Annotated in this window: 12 protein-coding genes; 8 read left to right on the forward strand and 4 right to left on the reverse strand. The window is 58.4% G+C overall.

All coding sequences use genetic code 11. The annotated features are described in order from the left end of the window. Window positions 1–100 precede the first annotated feature (100 nt). The 8 genes from dnaA (at window position 101) to MMB48_RS00040 (ending at window position 12,912) form a co-directional block, all read left to right on the forward strand. Complete coding sequence (dnaA, locus tag MMB48_RS00005; protein ID WP_007057882.1) at window positions 101–1,603, forward strand: chromosomal replication initiator protein DnaA; 1,503 nt, start codon at window positions 101–103, stop codon at window positions 1,601–1,603. A 734-nt stretch (window positions 1,604–2,337) separates the two neighbouring features. Beyond that, complete coding sequence (gene dnaN, locus MMB48_RS00010; protein WP_012576463.1) at window positions 2,338–3,462, forward strand: DNA polymerase III subunit beta; 1,125 nt, start codon at window positions 2,338–2,340, stop codon at window positions 3,460–3,462. A 27-nt stretch (window positions 3,463–3,489) separates the two neighbouring features. After that, the gene (gene recF / locus MMB48_RS00015; RefSeq protein WP_032743438.1) at window positions 3,490–4,728 is read left to right on the forward strand and encodes a DNA replication/repair protein RecF; all 1,239 of its coding nucleotides are present in this window, start codon (window positions 3,490–3,492) and stop codon (window positions 4,726–4,728) included. Continuing rightward, the gene (locus MMB48_RS00020) at window positions 4,725–5,195 is read left to right on the forward strand and encodes a DUF721 domain-containing protein (RefSeq protein ID WP_032743437.1); all 471 of its coding nucleotides are present in this window, start codon (window positions 4,725–4,727) and stop codon (window positions 5,193–5,195) included. Before recF ends, MMB48_RS00020 begins: the two co-directional genes overlap by 4 nt. A 132-nt stretch (window positions 5,196–5,327) precedes the next feature. Beyond that, a complete protein-coding gene (gene gyrB, locus MMB48_RS00025) occupies window positions 5,328–7,466 on the forward strand; it encodes a DNA topoisomerase (ATP-hydrolyzing) subunit B (protein ID WP_172664385.1) in 2,139 nt (712 codons plus the stop codon). Between the two features lie 67 nt (window positions 7,467–7,533). After that, window positions 7,534–10,209, forward strand: a complete 2,676-nt coding sequence (gyrA, locus tag MMB48_RS00030; protein ID WP_032743434.1) for a DNA gyrase subunit A — start codon at window positions 7,534–7,536, stop codon at window positions 10,207–10,209. 69 nt (window positions 10,210–10,278) lie between these two features. After that, window positions 10,279–10,845: a DUF3566 domain-containing protein gene (locus MMB48_RS00035; RefSeq protein WP_032743433.1), complete on the forward strand. Its 567-nt coding sequence runs from the start codon at window positions 10,279–10,281 to the stop codon at window positions 10,843–10,845. Window positions 10,846–11,490: 645 nt separating this feature from the next. Next, window positions 11,491–12,912, forward strand: a complete 1,422-nt coding sequence (locus tag MMB48_RS00040) for an ATP-binding protein (RefSeq protein WP_032743432.1) — start codon at window positions 11,491–11,493, stop codon at window positions 12,910–12,912. A gap of 60 nt (window positions 12,913–12,972) precedes the next feature. Here MMB48_RS00040 and MMB48_RS00045 read toward each other — a convergent pair whose 3' ends face one another. The 4 genes from MMB48_RS00045 to MMB48_RS00060 form a co-directional block, all read right to left on the reverse strand. Further along, entirely contained in the window at window positions 12,973–13,197 is a 225-nt protein-coding gene (locus tag MMB48_RS00045) for a substrate-binding domain-containing protein (protein ID WP_032743431.1), read from the reverse strand. A 148-nt stretch (window positions 13,198–13,345) separates the two neighbouring features. Next, window positions 13,346–14,692, reverse strand: coding sequence for an NADP-specific glutamate dehydrogenase (gdhA, locus tag MMB48_RS00050; RefSeq protein ID WP_032743429.1), 1,347 nt, complete (start codon window positions 14,690–14,692; stop codon window positions 13,346–13,348). 377 nt (window positions 14,693–15,069) lie between these two features. After that, on the reverse strand, window positions 15,070–15,360 hold the full coding sequence (locus MMB48_RS00055) for a type II toxin-antitoxin system YafQ family toxin (protein WP_060620320.1): 291 nt from the start codon (window positions 15,358–15,360) through the stop codon (window positions 15,070–15,072). Then, window positions 15,357–15,635: a type II toxin-antitoxin system RelB/DinJ family antitoxin gene (locus tag MMB48_RS00060; protein WP_032743427.1), complete on the reverse strand. Its 279-nt coding sequence runs from the start codon at window positions 15,633–15,635 to the stop codon at window positions 15,357–15,359. Before MMB48_RS00060 ends, MMB48_RS00055 begins: the two co-directional genes overlap by 4 nt. Window positions 15,636–16,020 lie beyond the last annotated feature (385 nt).

Here is a 16,020-nt window from a genome sequence, read left to right on the forward strand (position 1 = left end):
ATCCAATTATTTCAACACGCGACACGGTGGATAACTTGTCTAAACCAGAGTAAATATTATCTGTTGTACATATTTCGCCACAGCGACAGAAGGGGCCACCATGGTTAACGCTTCCGGCGACCCCGTAATCGAGGCCGCCCACATCTGGTCAGACACGCTGACGGTGCTCAAACACAGCGCTTCGCTCAGCCCACGAGAAAAAGGCTGGTTGGAAGGCGTTGTTCCTGAAGGCGTCTTCGGTTCGACCATCGTGCTGTGTGTGGACAACAACGACACGCTTCAAGCCATTCAGGGTGATTTGAACGATTCCCTGCTTCAGGCATTGCGTACGGTAACCGGCGAAAATATGTTTCCCGCGTTCAAGGTCGTGCCGAAAACCGAGCCAGAACCGCTTTCGGCGGCAAAGCCGGCGCAGCCATATCCTTCGGAAATTTCTCCGACTGTCGCCGAGTTCGGTAAAGAATCCTATGGCGCAAAGCCGGTAGCCGCACCGCGGGAACCGATGCCCGCCACCGAGTCGCAGTTCCCGGTCGGTCAGCAGAAGATGAATCGCGATCCCGAGACTCATCTCAATAAGAACTTCACGTTTGATTCCTTCGTGCCCGGCGATTCCAACCGTTTTGCCCGTACGGTCGCACTGGCCGTGGCCGAAGGTTCCGGTCAGGATTTCAACCCGTTGTGTATCTATGGCGGATCGGGACTGGGCAAAACCCACTTGCTGAACGCCATCGGCAACTATGCACTGGTCAAGGATCCCGGGCTGAAGGTTCGATACGTCACGTCTGAGGAATTCACGAACGAATTCATCGACGCGCTGCAAAACCCGAACCAAAGCCAAGGTCAGATTGCTGAATTCAACCGTCGATACCGACAGGTTGATGTGTTGCTTATTGACGATATCCAGTTCCTCGGCGGCAAGGAAGCCACCTTGGATCAGTTCTTCCATACGTTCAATGCACTACATCAGGCAAATAAGCGTATTGTCATTGCTTCCGATGTGGCGCCCAAGAATTTGAAGGGTTTCGAGGCTCGACTCATCTCGCGCTTCGAATCCGGCCTGACCGTAGACGTCAAGCCGCCGGATCTGGAGACCCGAATCGCCATTCTTCGCATGATCGCCTCGATGAACGGGTCGAAAATCCCCAGCGATGTGTTGGACCTCATCGCCGAACGCTTCACCGAGAACATTCGTGAACTTGAGGGCGCGCTTACCCGTGTTACGGCCGTGGCCTCGCTGAGTAATCAGCCGGTGACCCGCGCCTTGGCCGAGCAGACGTTGCAGGACTTCTTCACCACCGATGTGGAAATCAAGCCCACGGACATCATCAGTCAGGTGGCGAAGTACTTCCACCTGACGTTTGAGGATCTTGTCGGTAAATCACGAACCAAAAACGTGGCTGTTCCTCGTCAGATCGCCATGTATCTGGCTCGCGAAATGACCAGTATGAGCCTGATGGATATTGGCCAGGTCTTTGGCGGACGCGATCACACCACAGTAATGCATGCCTGCACTCGAATCAGTGACCGAATGCAGCAAAAACAGGAGATCTATAACTACGTTATGGAGCTCACGGTTCGCCTCAAACAAAGCAACACCAACTGACACAACGCTTCTGAGAGACGAAAAACGGCACTTCTTGGACTGACTTTCCGAAAAGTGCCGTTTTTGGTTGCTCAGGCGGATTCTGGTGGATACGTCGAGGCAACGGATTCGAGACATCAGATTCCTCATGGCTCCCCTTTGTGAGGGGAGCTGTCGTCGCAGACGACCGAGGGGAGTTTCGACGGGGAACACGCAAAAACCCATGAAACGAGAGAATCGATTCTGAGGACCGATTTTGCGGGTTTGGGCGAGCGAGACGAAAAAAGTGCCGAAAACGGTCTCCAGAATCGATTCTCCTCGACGAAAAACAGCCTTCAACACGCCGTGCGACAGTACGAAAACCAAAAAAGTTATCCACATAGTTGTGCACAGATGTGGGTAAACTCGGCGGATAACTCGTGGATTACCCACTATTTTGTTGTGGAAAACTCGTGCATAACTGCGGCCTCGATGTGGAAAACCCAAATCCGACGAACTGGCTGTGGAAAACTCGCCCACTTATCCACAAGCCATGCAGAATTTGTCCACAATTTTCGGGGACTTATGAACCGTTGCATTCGTAGGGCTCAACCCTACTTATCCACACTATCCACCGGCCTTATTATGGCGATTACTTACTCAGTTACGTGAAAAGCATCATCGCCACAGTAACAGCCGGTCATCCATCGTACGTAAGTTCGCCACCCAACGGCTAGAATATTTCTCAGCCAATCCGACGAAGGGAACAATCACACATGAAAGTCGAAATCGATACCGCAGCCCTGGCCGACGCCGTAGCCTGGACCTCCCGAGTCATCGACGCACGTCCCTCCAACCCGATTCTCGCTGGCGTCAAGCTGGAAGCCATTGAAGGAACGCTGCAATTCTCCGCCTTCAACTACGAGATTTCCGCTCGCCACCACATCGAAGCCGGCGTTGACGAAGCCGGTTCCGTACTGGTTCAGGGCAAACTGCTGGCCGATATCACCAAATCGCTGCGTTCGGAGAAAACGTACCTGGTTACCGACGGCTCCACGCTGACCATCACGTCCGGCAAGTCGAAGTTCACCTTGCAGCTCATGCCCGACACCGAGTACCCGGATCTGCCTGTGGTACCGGCCATGCTCGGCCAAGTCGATGCCCCGACTTTCGTTCAGGCAGTGAACCAAGCATGCGTTGCCGTCTCCCGCGAAGAAAACCGCCCGGTGCTGACCGGCGTGCGCATGCAGTTCCAAGGCGACAAGGTCGTCATGACCTCCACCGATCGCTTCCGTTTGGCCCGCGCCACCTTCACTTGGACTCCGCAGAACCCGGACGTCGACACCACCACGCTGGTTCGCGGCTCACTACTCAAGGATGTGGCCCGCGCTCTTGATGAGCACCAGAACATCCGCCTTGATTTCGATGCCGATAGCCCGACGCTGCTCGGCTTCGAAAACGCCGGCCGCGTCTCCACCTCCCAGCTCATCGACGGTGAATTCCCGGCGGTCGACCGCCTGTTCGCCGACGAATACCCGATTCAGGCCGTAGTCAACAAGCAGGATCTGCTCGACGCCATCAGCCGTGTGGCTTTGGTCGCCGAACGCAATGCTCCGATTCGCATGACCTTCACCGGTCAGGAAGTGGCGCTGTCCGCCGGATCGGTCGACGAGGCCCAGGCCAACGAAACACTGGACATCGACATGGATGGCGACGACATCACCGTGGCATTCAACCCGTCCTACCTGAAGGAGGGTCTGTCCGCCGTGACCGAACCATTCGTGCGCATCAAGATGACGACCCCGGTCAAGCCGGTCGAGTTCAACGGCCAGCAGGAAGCTGATTCCGACGAGTCCATGGACTACCGATACCTGCTCGTGCCGATGCGCTTTAACAACTGAAGTCCCTGAATTTCCAACGATTCGATAATGCACATCTCCCGTCTCGCACTCGACCACTACCGCTCATGGAGTCAGGTAGTGGTCGATTTCGTACCAGGCGTGAATATCCTGTTCGGCAAGAATGGCTTGGGCAAAACCAATCTGGTGGAAGCCGTCGAAGTGCTGTCCACCGGATCGAGCCATCGCACGTCCAGCACGTTGCCGCTGATCGAACGCGGGCAGACTACGGCCACCATCCGCGCGAACGTCGCTGATGATGCCGGTCAAACCACTACGTATGAAGCGTCGATTCATGCGCGTGGTGCCAACCGAGCCCGCATCAACTCGGGGTCGTCGCTGTATGTGCGCGATATCATCGGCAAGATTCCCAGCGTTTCCTTCACTCCCGAAGATCAGCGATTGGTGTCCGGCGATCCGGGAGCACGCCGCACCATGATGAATCAGGCTGCGGCTCTGCTCGAGCCCGGATACATGCAGACGTTGCAACAGTTCACGCGCATCGCCAAACAGCGTGCCACATTGTTGAAGCAATTGAATGCCAATGCCAACAATGGCCAGCCGATGGATGCGGTTCTGAGCGGTTTGGAAATCTGGACCGGCCAGTTCATCGAAGCCGGTGTGGTGTTGACCCGTATGCGAGCCCATGTGATTAGCCTGCTTGCCGAGCCATTTGCCGCGATTTACGCCGACTTGGCCGGTGCCGGCGAGCAGGTGACGCTCACATATGCGCCTTCATTCGACGAAGTGCTGATGTTCAACGATCCGCATCCGCAGATCAGCGAGCATTTCCAACGCATCTACCCCGGTGAAGTGGCTCGCGGCGTGAACCTTATCGGTCCGCAGCGCGATGACATGAACCTTGAGTTGGCCGGTATTCCCGCCCGCGAGTTCGCTTCGAACGGCGAGATGTGGACGATGGCGTTGGCCTTGAAAATGGCATTGTTCGAAATCGTGCGTGACCGGTTGGGATTGCAGCCGATTGTGATTCTCGATGATGTGTTCGCCCAGCTTGACGACAGCCGGCGCACGCAGATTCTTGATTTCGCCAGAAAACAGGATCAGGTGCTGATTACCGTGGCCGCTGAAGGCGATGTGCCCGACTATGAATCGGCCCATCGCATCGACGTGGCCGCACTGGCCGAACCAGCTTCCGCGATATTGCCAACTCTGGGCAATTTGTCCGATTCACGGGAAAACGAGAGTTTAGGTAAGTATGACGGAAAAACCGCGGTGGACAGCGCGTCCGTAGAACGGAAAGTGTCATGAACCCGCCGATCGCCCGCCAACTCAACCTGGACGAGACCAAACTGCCGGCCGAAATATTCGAGCGGATCTCCCGTCGCGGGGCGACCTTGAAGGACTACAGACGCCGCCGTGAAGAGGCCATCGAAAACTTCGGCAAACCGGGGCGCGATCCGGCTGAACTGGGCAGCGTGATGACCACCATCGCCGGCAATGGCGTCTGGGCGGCGAATATGAAGCTTGCGCAATTGCGCAACCATTGGGACCAAGTGGTGGGGCAGGCCATCGCCAGCCATTCGGCAGTCGCCGATTTCACGGACGGTGTACTGACCATCCGTGCCGAATCGACGGTCTGGGCCACGCAGCTGACCTACCTTATCCCCCAACTCACCGATACCATCCGTCGCAATCTCAGAGGATTGACCATCGCCGAGATTCGCGTGACCGGCCCGGCCGCCGGATACGCGCGCAAATGGGCTCGGCGGCGGTAGCCAAGATACCAAACAAATTCGCAGAAGCCTCGCTATGGCGCTCGTCGGGTTAGACGAGTAAAATCACATGCAGTATGGTCAAATGGCTAGAAGAGTCCTTTACGGGCCTCGTAAGCCATATCACCTCCGTGAATGACCTTCATGACGGAGGTTGACCCTGTAGTCACGGAAGGAAGCCTGTTGGCAGACGAAACCAGCAAAGAGGAGCAGCTGAAGGCGGCTGCGGAACGCATCAACAATGCGGAATTGACCGAAGGCGAACTTGACGAATCCATGGCTCCCGAGCATTATGAGGCCTCTGATCTGAGGGTGCTCGAAGGACTTGAGGCCGTGCGTATCCGCCCCGGTATGTACATCGGTTCCACCGGGCCGCGCGGTTTGCACCACCTGGTCTATGAGATCGTCGACAACTCGGTCGACGAGGCGCTGGCCGGATACGCCAGCCATATCGAGGTCTCCATTCTGCCGGACAACGGCATCCGTGTGGTGGACGATGGTCGAGGCATCCCGGTCGATGAGGTGCCCGGCGAGGGCGTCTCCGGTGTGGAGACCGTGATGACCAAGCTGCACGCCGGCGGCAAGTTCGGCGGCGGCGGTTATGCAGTGTCCGGCGGTCTGCACGGCGTGGGCATCTCCGTGGTCAACGCACTCTCCACCCGCGTGGACATCGAAGTGCGCCGTCAGGGCTTCCACTGGACCCAGACGTACATCGACCAGCACCCCACCGCGCCCTTGAAGCAGGGCGAGCCGATGGCCGAAGGCGAGTCCACCGGTACGTCCGTGACTTTCTGGGCCGACCCGAAGATTTTCGAGACCACCGTCTACGACTTCGAGACGCTGCGTTCCCGCTTCCAGCAGATGGCCTTCCTGAACAAGGGCCTCAAGATCAGCCTGACCGACGAACGCGAGAACGACCAGGCCGGCGACGAGGTGGCCGGCGACGCGGCGGACGAGCCGGGCGCGAAGCACCAGACCGTCACCTACCAGTACCTCAACGGCATCAAGGACTATGTCGACTACCTGGTCAAGGTGCGCAAGGCCACGCCGGTGGAAGAGGACGTCATCAGCTTCGAGGCCGAAGACCTGAAGCTCGGCATCTCCGCCGAACTCGCCATGCAGTGGACCACCGCCTACTCCGAGGCCGTGCACACCTTCGCGAACACGATCTCCACCACCGAGGGCGGCACTCACGAGGAGGGCTTCCGCGCCGCGCTGACCTCGCTGGTCAACCGTTACGCGCGTGACAAGGGCATCCTCAAGGACAAGGACGAGAACCTCTCCGGCGACGACGTGCGCGAGGGCCTGACCGCCGTGATCTCCGTCAAGCTCACCAACCCGCAGTTCGAAGGTCAGACCAAGACTAAGCTCGGCAACTCCGAGGCCAAGACCTTCGTGCAGCGCGTGATGACCGACAAGCTCGGCGACTGGCTCGACGCCCACCCGAACGAGGCCAAGAACATCATCCAGAAGGCCATCGAGGCATCCCGCGCCCGTCTGGCCGCCAAGAAAGCCCGCGAGAACACCCGCCGCAAGTCCATCTTCGAGTCCGCCGGCATGCCCGACAAGCTCAAGGACTGCCAATCCTCCAACCCGGAAGAGTGCGAGCTGTTCATCGTGGAGGGCGATTCCGCAGGCGGCTCCGCCATCCAGGGTCGTAACCCGATCACGCAGGCCATCCTGCCGCTGCGAGGCAAGATCCTCAACACCGAGCGTGCCAGCCTGGACCGCATGATGAAGTCTGACACCATCGAATCGCTGATCACCGCGGTCGGCGGCGGCTACGGCGAGGACTTCGACATCTCCAAGGTCCGCTACCACAAGGTCATCATCATGGCCGATGCCGATGTGGACGGTGCGCATATCGCCACCCTGAACCTGACGCTGTTCTTCCGCTACATGCGCCCGATGATCACCGCCGGCTACGTGTACGTGGCCATGCCGCCGCTGTACCGCCTGAAGTGGACCAAGGGCCCGCACGACTTCGTGTACACCGACGCCGAGCGCGACCGCGTGCTCGCCGAAGGCAAGGCCAACGGACGCCAGCTGCCCAAGGGCGAAGGCATCCAGCGCTACAAGGGTTTGGGCGAGATGAGCTACCAGGAGCTGTGGGAGACCACCATGGACCCCGAGCACCGCATTCTGAAGCAGGTGCACATCGAGGACGCCGCCGCGGCCGACGAGACCTTCTCGATGCTGATGGGCGATGAGGTCGAACCCCGCCGCCTCTTCATCCAGCGCAACGCCAAGAACGTGCGTTGGATCGATGCGTAACGGAATCCTCCAACCTCCCTCGTCAGAGGGAGGTACACAACGGACTTAGACAACTAAAGGAACAACAGTGGCAGATGAAAACAACACCGGCGACGAGCAGTTCACGCCGGACGGCTCGATGGAGCCGTTGAGCCCGCAGGAGGCGGACACCACCGACTACGGCCTGATGGACACCGGCGAACGCATCCAGCGCAAGGACCTGCAGCAGGAGATGCGCGAGTCCTATCTGGCGTATGCCCTCTCCGTGATCGTCGAGCGTGCCCTGCCGGACGTGCGCGACGGCATGAAGCCCGTGCATCGCCGTGTGATCTACGCGATGTACGACGGCGGCTACCGCCCCGATCGCGGCTACAACAAGTGCTCCCGCGTGGTCGGCGACGTGATGGGTAAGTACCACCCGCACGGCGATTCCGCCATCTACGACACCTTGGTGCGTATGGCCCAGTCCTGGTCGATGCGCAACATGCTCGTCGACGGCCAGGGCAACTTCGGCTCCCCCGGCGACGACCCGGCCGCCGCCATGCGTTACACCGAATGCCGCATGGCCCCGCTGGCCATGGAAATGGTGCGCGACATCGACAAGGACACCGTCGACTTCGTGCCCAACTACGACGGCAAGACCCAGGAGCCGACCGTGCTGCCGGCCCGCTTCCCGAACCTGCTCGTCAACGGTTCCGCCGGCATCGCCGTCGGCATGGCCACCAACATCCCGCCGCACAACATGCGCGAGGTGGCGGACGGCGTCCACTGGGCGCTCGACCATCCGGACGCCAGCCGCGAGGAACTGCTGGAAAACCTGATCCGCATCATCAAGGGACCGGACTTCCCCACCGGCGCCACCATCCTCGGCCACAAGGGCATCGAACAGGCCTACCGCACCGGCCGTGGCCTGATCACCATGCGCGCCGTGGTCAACACCGAGGAGATCAACGGCCGTATGTGCCTGGTGGTCACCGAACTGCCGTACCAGGTCAATCCGGATCGTCTCGTCGTCTCCATCCGCGAAGCCGTGCGCGACGGCAAGATCCAAGGCATCGCCGACATGCGAGACGAAACCTCCGGCCGCACCGGGCAGCGTCTCGTGCTGGTCCTGAAGCGCGACGCCGTGCCGAAGGTGGTGCTGAACAACCTGTACAAGCACTCCCAGCTGCAGCAGACCTTCGGCGCCAACATGCTGGCCCTGGTCGACGGCGTGCCTCGCACGCTGAGCCTGGACGCCTTCATCCGCCACTGGGTGAACCACCAGCTCGACGTGATCGCCCGACGCACCGCGTACCTGAAGCGCGAGGCCGAGGAGCGCGACCACATCCTGCAGGGGTATCTCAAGGCCCTGGACATGCTGGACGAGGTCATTGCCCTCATCCGCGCCTCCGAGGACACCGATACCGCCCGTACCGGCCTTATGGAGCTGCTGGACATCGACCAGGTGCAGGCGGACGCCATCCTGGCCATGCAGCTGCGCACGCTGACCCGCATGAACCGCGACAAGATCGTGGCCGAGCATAAGGAACTGCAGCGCAAGATCGCCGACTACATCGACATCCTCGCCAAACCGGAACGCCAGCGCAAGATCATCGGCGACGAACTCGACGAGATCGTGGCCAAGTACGGCGACGAACGCCGCACCCGAATCCTGCCGTTCTCCGGCGAAATGAACGTCGAAGACCTGATCGCCGAAGAGAACGTGGTGGTCACCGTGACCCACTCCGGTTTCATCAAGCGCACCAAGGCCGACGAATACCGCGCCCAGCATCGTGGCGGCAAGGGCATCAAGGGCACCAAGCTGCGCGAGGACGACGTGGTGGATCACTTCTTCCTGACCTCCACGCACAACTGGCTGCTGTTCTTCACCAACAAGGGGCGCGTGTACCGCATCAAAGCCTACGAGCTGCCCGAAGGCTCGCGCGATTCCAAGGGCCAGCACGTGGCTAACCTGCTGCAGTTCGCGCCCGACGAGACCATCCAGACCGTGCTGTCCATCCCGAACTATGAGGTGGCCAGATATCTGGTGCTCGCCACCCGATCCGGCAAGGTCAAGAAGACCCCGCTGGCCGAGTACGATTCCCCGCGTCAGGGCGGTCTGATCGCCGTGCGACTCATGGCCGACGAGAACGGCGAGAACGCCGACGAGCTCATCGGCGCCGCGCTGTGCAACGCGCAGGACGACATCATCCTGGTGTCCAGGCTTGGCATGAGTCTCAAGTTCCAGGCCGACGACGAGCAGCTGCGCCCGATGGGCCGTCAGACCGCCGGCGTGCAGGGCATGAAGTTCCGTGCGGACGACAGCCTGCTGGCGATGGATGTGGTGCCGAGCGACTCCGACAAGGACCTGTTCGTGGTGACCAACGAAGGCTTCGCCAAGCGCACCGCCATCGGCGAGTACCGTCTGCAGGGGCGCAATGGTCTGGGTGTCAAGGCCGTGCAACTGGTCGAAGGCCGCGGCGCGCTGGTGGGTGCGCTCGTGGTGTCCGAAGACGATCAGGTCATGGCCATCATGAAGTCCGGCAAGGTGATCCGCTCCAATGTGGACGAGGTCAAGCGCACCGGGCGAAACACCCAGGGCGTGACCTTCGCCAAGCCCGACAAGGGCGACATGATCCTCTCCATCGCCCGTAACGAGGAGAAGGACGAGCCCGAGGAAGACGGCGGTACGGCAGCGAACGGAGCTGGTGATACGGCGGCGAACGGAGCCGGTGAGACCGTGCAATCCGACAAGAATGTGAACAACCCGGACGAGGCGTGAGCAGCGTCCCGAAAAGCTGGTAGCCTCGCATACAACAGAGGCTGCCGTCCAGCCTGGTAAGGAGAAACGATGAGCGAGAATCTCGAAGACAACGAGACCCGGATCATTCCGTCGGAAGACGGCAATACACAGAACGATTATGCCGAGCCGCTGATCGGCGCCGACCGCGCTCCCCGTGTGGCCCGCTCCGTGTCCAGTGATCCGGAGGAGTCCGCGTTGCCTTCGGGAGGTGCCGCCACTCCTGTGCGTCCGGCACCTCGCCGTAGCGCCCCCAGGGCTCGCCGCATGAGCTTGTCGCTGACCCGCGTGGATGCTTGGTCCGTGGCCAAGGTGACGTTCATGCTGTCCATCGCCGTGGCGATTATTCAGGTCGTTGCCTCCGCGATCGTATGGGTGCTGCTTGATGTGGTCGGTGTATTCAGCCAGATTACGCAGATTGTGTCTTCCACCGGTCTTGATGCAGGCGGTTTCGATCTCAAGAATGTGTTGTCCCTTACCACCGTGGTGTCCGGCGTCACCATCTTCTCGATTGTTGAAGTGGTGATCTTCACCCTGCTGGCCACCATTGCGGCACTGATCTACAACGTGGTCAGCTCGCTGGTCGGCGGCGTGCACGTCACGCTCGGCGACGACTGATATAGCGATACTGACGGAACTCCCCTCAGTGAACCGCACCCCGGTTGTTGGACTGAAGTAATTCAGATTCGATGATCGGAGGTGCGGTTTCTTATATGTGGGGATCGCAGGCGTCGTTGCTGGGCCGAGACTTGGGACTCCGGCGACGCTGGGGGTGGCATGCGTCGGTGTTGGGACAGATTTTGTATCTCTGACGACGCTGTGGAGGGCTTACCGTCGTCAGCGGTACAGATCTTGGAGTTCTGCCGACGCTGAGGGTGTGTTCTGTGTCGTTTGCGTCCAATTATTGGCCCTCTGCCGACGCTGGGCACAGCAAGCGTCGTTGCTGGGCCAAGTTTTGGACTGCCGCCGACGCAGAGAATGCACACAGCGGTGTTGGTCTGCCAGCGTGTGGCAGCTTGGCGCCGTTGAGGAAGGTCTATGTGGTGTGGTTCCACCAAAGGACTGGCAGGCTGGCTGGCGTCAGCGGTTGATCTGCCGATGTTGTTGCTCGTCAGTCTGGACTGTTGGGCTTTCGTTTTGACAGCGGAAGGAAGATCCTCCTCGCGGTAGGGCAACAATTATCAGTATCGTAATTAAGGTAATCGTGATTACATTAACCATGATACTCTTATTATTGGGCGGTAGGCGGATCGGAGGGCTGCAATGTTTGTCGCACGAGAGCACGAGTTACAAGTGCTGGAAAAGCTGTTTACCAGTGATTCATTCGAAATGGTGGTGCTGTACGGTAGGCGGCGTGTAGGGAAAACGGCGTTGATCGACGAATTTGTCAAAGATAAACGCGTGCTGTACTTCACGGCCATACAGCAAAGCGCCAAGATGAATCTTGAAGATTTCTCAAGAGCGGCATTGTCGTTCTTTGGTATGCCGGATTCCACCCCGTCGTTTGGCAGGTGGTCTGATGCATTATCGTTTGTTGCTGAACGTGCTGCACAGACTGACGAACGTATGGTGTTCGTATTCGATGAGTTCCCTTATGCGGCTGCCGCCGAGCCAGCATTACCCTCCATGTTGCAGATAGCAATTGACCATGGATTCCTCGCCACAAAAGTGACGATGATTCTATCCGGTAGTAACGAGGGATTCATGGAAAACGACGTATTGGGGCGTAAAAGCCCGCTATACGGGCGTCGTACAGCACAGATTCGACTCCTGCCATTCGACTATGCGGATGCGGCAAAATTTCTAACGAACACATCTCCGCAAGAACTGGTCCAATACTATGCGACTTTCGGCGGTACGCCATATTATCTGGCCCGTATACAGGAAGCCGATGGCTTTGAATCCAATGTGCTGCGCTTGATGTTCGACAACTTGGGCGTACTGCGTGAGGAACCTATGATGCTGTTGCGTCAGGAGCTTCGTGAACCGGCATCGTATTATTCGATATTGCAATCTATTGCGGGTGGTAATTCCTCGCCAAAGCTTATCGCTGAACATGCGGGTGTCGAATCTGATTCGATTGGAGCATATCTGAAAACGCTGGTCGATTTGCGCTTAATTGAGCGAAAAGTGCCGTTTGGTGAAGATCCGAGTAAATCGCGCAAGGGAATGTATGTGGTGAGCGATCCCTTCTTTGCATATTGGTTCCGCTTTGTGGGGCGCAACATGAGCATTTTGGATGGTAATATCAGCGAGGAGGTTACGAGCAGACTCGCTTTTGGACCATCGTTTGATACCTATGTTGGGCAACAATTTGAGACGATTTGCCTGCAATGGCTTATTCGAAACAACGCTATGGGCAACCTCCCCTTTGTTGCCACTCAATTCGGAAAATGGTGGGGCAATGATCCGATTGCTCACGAGCAAACCGATATCGATGTGATTGCTGCGGATTCGCTCGATAAAACGATTCTGTTCGGTGAATGCAAATGGCGTAATTCATTCAACGAAACGGAGGCTATTGAAAAGCTCCATCAGCGTGTTGGCTTAGTCCGCGGCTATCAGGCAGGTAATGCGTGGCTTATGCTGTTCACCAAGAATCCGGTGAGTGAGTCCACGCGAACCCGCTACATGGATGATGAACGAATGGTATTCGTTTCTGCGGAAGAGTTATACACTGCGTGATGCATTACTGGGTGATTGTGACGCGGGATATCCAGAGTCCTGCCGACAGCCACGTGGCAATTACGCCGACTCACGCACCACCAAATCGGTGTTCAGGTGCATCACGCGCGGTGAAGAGACTCCGTTGATGGCTTTGATGACCACGTCGGCCATGGTCCAGCCGCACTGATCCATGTGCTGATCGACGGTGGTGAGTTCCGGGGTTATGGAGGTGGAAGCTGAGCTGTTATCTGCAGAAGGCCGAATGTACCCCTCTGAAAGCAGATAGATTGGATTGATGATCATATCCAAGAATTCACTCGTATAGTGGTGCGTAATGCTTACGTATTTGGGGATAGCACTTGTTGCTCGTTGTACATATAGCAATGCCCTTGCCTCCTCACGGGGAAGCAAGGGCATTACGCTACTGCTTAGTACTGCTTAGCGGCAAGCGTCACAGCACGCCCTGGGCAACCATGGCGTTGGCAACCTTGACGAAGCCGGCGATGTTGGCGCCGGCCATCAGATCGCCTTCCTCGCCGTACTCCTTGGCGGCGGCCAGGGAGTTGGCGACGATGGATTCCATGATGGACTTAAGCTTGGCGTCGACCTCCTCGAAGGTCCAGCTCAGACGGTAGCTGTTCTGGCTCATCTCCAGACCGGAGACGGCCACGCCACCGGCGTTGGCGGCCTTGGCCGGGCCGTACAGCAGCTTATTGGACTTGTAGACCTCGATGGCTTCGGGGGTGGAAGGCATGTTGGCGCCCTCGCACACCACCTTGCAGCCGTTGGCTACAAGAGCCTTGGCGGATTCCTCGTCGATTTCGTTCTGAGTGGCGCACGGCAGCGCGATGTCGCACGGCACGGTCCACACGCCGGAGCAACCCTCGTGGTATTCGGCGGACGGAACGCGCTCGGCGTACTCCTTGATACGGCCGCGCTCGACCTCCTTGATCTGCTTGACCACGGCGACGTCGATGCCGTTCGGATCGTAGACATAGCCGTTGGAATCGGACACGGTCACGACCTTGGCGCCCAGCTCCTCGGCCTTCTGCGCGGCGTAGATGGCCACGTTGCCGGCACCGGAGATCACGACGGTCTTGCCCTTGAAGGAGTCGTTGCGCAGCACGCGCAGGGCTTCCTGGGTGTAGTAGCACACGCCGTAACCGGTGGCCTCGGTGCGGGCCAGGGAGCCGCCGAATTCCAGACCCTTGCCGGTCAGGACGCCGGAGTACTCGTCGCGGATGCGCTTGTACTGGCCGAACAGGTAGCCGATCTCACGGCCACCGACGTTGATGTCGCCGGCGGGAACGTCGGTGAACTGGCCGATGTGACGGCACAGCTCGGTCATGAAGGCCTGGCAGAAGCGCATGACTTCCGCGTCGGACTTGCCCTTCGGGTTGAAGTCGGAGCCGCCCTTGCCGCCGCCCATCGGCAGCGTGGTCAGGGAGTTCTTCAGGATCTGCTCGAAACCGAGGAACTTGATGACGCTCTCGTTGACGGTCGGGTGGAAGCGCAGGCCGCCCTTGTACGGGCCGATGGCGGAATTGAACTGCACGCGGTAACCACGGTTGACCTGCACCTTGCCTTCGTCGTCGGTCCAGGCGACGCGGAACTTCACCACGCGCTCAGGTTCGACGATGCGCTCGAGCACACCGTTCTTCTCGTATTCCGGGTGCTTTGCGACGACCGGCTGAAGGGTGTCGAGCACTTCGTAGACGGCTTGCAGAAATTCGGGCTGATCGCCATCGCGGGCCACGACCTGGTTGTAGACGCGCTTGACGTACTCGTCAGTGAGCATTGTTCTCCTCGATTCGATAGATAGATAAGACGTTCTTATTCTATGCACCCGACCCTGTGTTGCATAGAGGGCGCTCGGATAACGGGAAAGCGTTCAGCGCAGCGCGCAAGAGGCGTCATGGCGCAGGTTGAGTGCGATGCGCAATCGCATGGTTGTGGACCGGACGCCGGCACGATTGACGGAACCTTGGTGTTGCTGGATCTTGGCATGAAAAAGGGCTTTCGGACTCCGCCGAAAACCCTGACCGTGGAGCCAGGGATTCCCGGTGTTTGTTGCTATTTCGCCGTTTTCTCGGTGTATCACGACATTGGGTGCCTTGTGCTGCCCACCCTGCCTTGGTCGGGCCCCTGTCCCGGCTTTCCTTTGTCCGTATCCCGTTATTTTCCGAAAAGATCACTATGGGTGCCCGTTCGGGTCAGAGTGAGCACCAGCACGTCCTTCTCTATGAGATAGACCAACAGCAGGTCTGGTGTGATATGGCACTCCCTGAAGCCGGTCATATTGCCTGTAAGCGCATGGTCATGATATCGGTCGGGCAGTGTGCCGCCCTCGGACAGAATGGATACAACCTGTTTGAAAAGGCCGGCGTCCAGTCCGCGTCGTCTGGCGAGTTTGAAGTCCTTCCTGAATCTGGACGTGGTCTTGACCGTGTACTGGATGCCGCTCATGCGTCCAAGTCCTTGAACAAGGCGTTCAGGTCCCGGTAGCCCTTCACGTTCCCGTCCCTTGCGATTCGCTTCGCCTCCAACATGGCGGAGACGGTCTCCCTGTTCGGCTCATCCAACGAGACGTTGAACGGTATGCCGCCCTGTCGCAGGGATTGGCGGATGAATATGTTGACTGCGGTGGTCAGGTTCATGCCCAGCTCCTCGAACAGTTCCTCGGCTTGTTTTTTCAGCTCAGCGTTCATTCGGACGTTAACGGTGGTTGTCGTTCCGCTCATCTTTGGCTCCTTCCTTGGAAGACGTTCATATCATATATCCCTTGTCTATAGAAAACAACACATCATGTATATAGCGTTTTACATCGTATGTAAAACGCTGGTTTCTGTTAGGCTCTGTTGCGCCAGAATTGGTATGACGGAGTCGAAAGATTTCTTTCCTGTGCGTATGGTTCCAGTGTCGTTCATCGGGTACCCATTTTGAGTATCTCGGTGGATACCCAAAACGCCGACATTTACGGACTTCCGTATGTTCGCCGTTCTCACCGTATACTTTGAAATCATTGGTACTTCGCCGTTTTGATATGAGAAAGGGCTTTCGGACTCCGCCGAAAACCCTGACCGTGGAGCCAGGGATTCCCGGTGTTTGTTGCTATTTCGCCGTTTT

Source organism: Bifidobacterium sp. FKU (assembly GCF_026016385.1).
GTDB lineage: Bacteria > Actinomycetota > Actinomycetes > Actinomycetales > Bifidobacteriaceae > Bifidobacterium > Bifidobacterium infantis.

What these genes read in the sequence shown, in the direction of transcription:
- recF (WP_032743438.1), top strand. Translation starts at nt 3,490, where the DNA reads ATGCACATCTCCCGTCTCGCACTCGACCACTACCGCTCATGGAGTCAG.
- gyrB (WP_172664385.1), top strand. Translation starts at nt 5,328, where the DNA reads ATGACCTTCATGACGGAGGTTGACCCTGTAGTCACGGAAGGAAGCCTG.
- MMB48_RS00020 (WP_032743437.1), top strand. Translation starts at nt 4,725, where the DNA reads ATGAACCCGCCGATCGCCCGCCAACTCAACCTGGACGAGACCAAACTG.
- dnaN (WP_012576463.1), top strand. Translation starts at nt 2,338, where the DNA reads ATGAAAGTCGAAATCGATACCGCAGCCCTGGCCGACGCCGTAGCCTGG.
- MMB48_RS00055 (WP_060620320.1), bottom strand. Translation starts at nt 15,360, where the DNA reads ATGAGCGGCATCCAGTACACGGTCAAGACCACGTCCAGATTCAGGAAG.
- gdhA (WP_032743429.1), bottom strand. Translation starts at nt 14,692, where the DNA reads ATGCTCACTGACGAGTACGTCAAGCGCGTCTACAACCAGGTCGTGGCC.
- MMB48_RS00045 (WP_032743431.1), bottom strand. Translation starts at nt 13,197, where the DNA reads ATGATCATCAATCCAATCTATCTGCTTTCAGAGGGGTACATTCGGCCT.
- MMB48_RS00060 (WP_032743427.1), bottom strand. Translation starts at nt 15,635, where the DNA reads ATGAGCGGAACGACAACCACCGTTAACGTCCGAATGAACGCTGAGCTG.
- dnaA (WP_007057882.1), top strand. Translation starts at nt 101, where the DNA reads ATGGTTAACGCTTCCGGCGACCCCGTAATCGAGGCCGCCCACATCTGG.
- MMB48_RS00040 (WP_032743432.1), top strand. Translation starts at nt 11,491, where the DNA reads ATGTTTGTCGCACGAGAGCACGAGTTACAAGTGCTGGAAAAGCTGTTT.
- MMB48_RS00035 (WP_032743433.1), top strand. Translation starts at nt 10,279, where the DNA reads ATGAGCGAGAATCTCGAAGACAACGAGACCCGGATCATTCCGTCGGAA.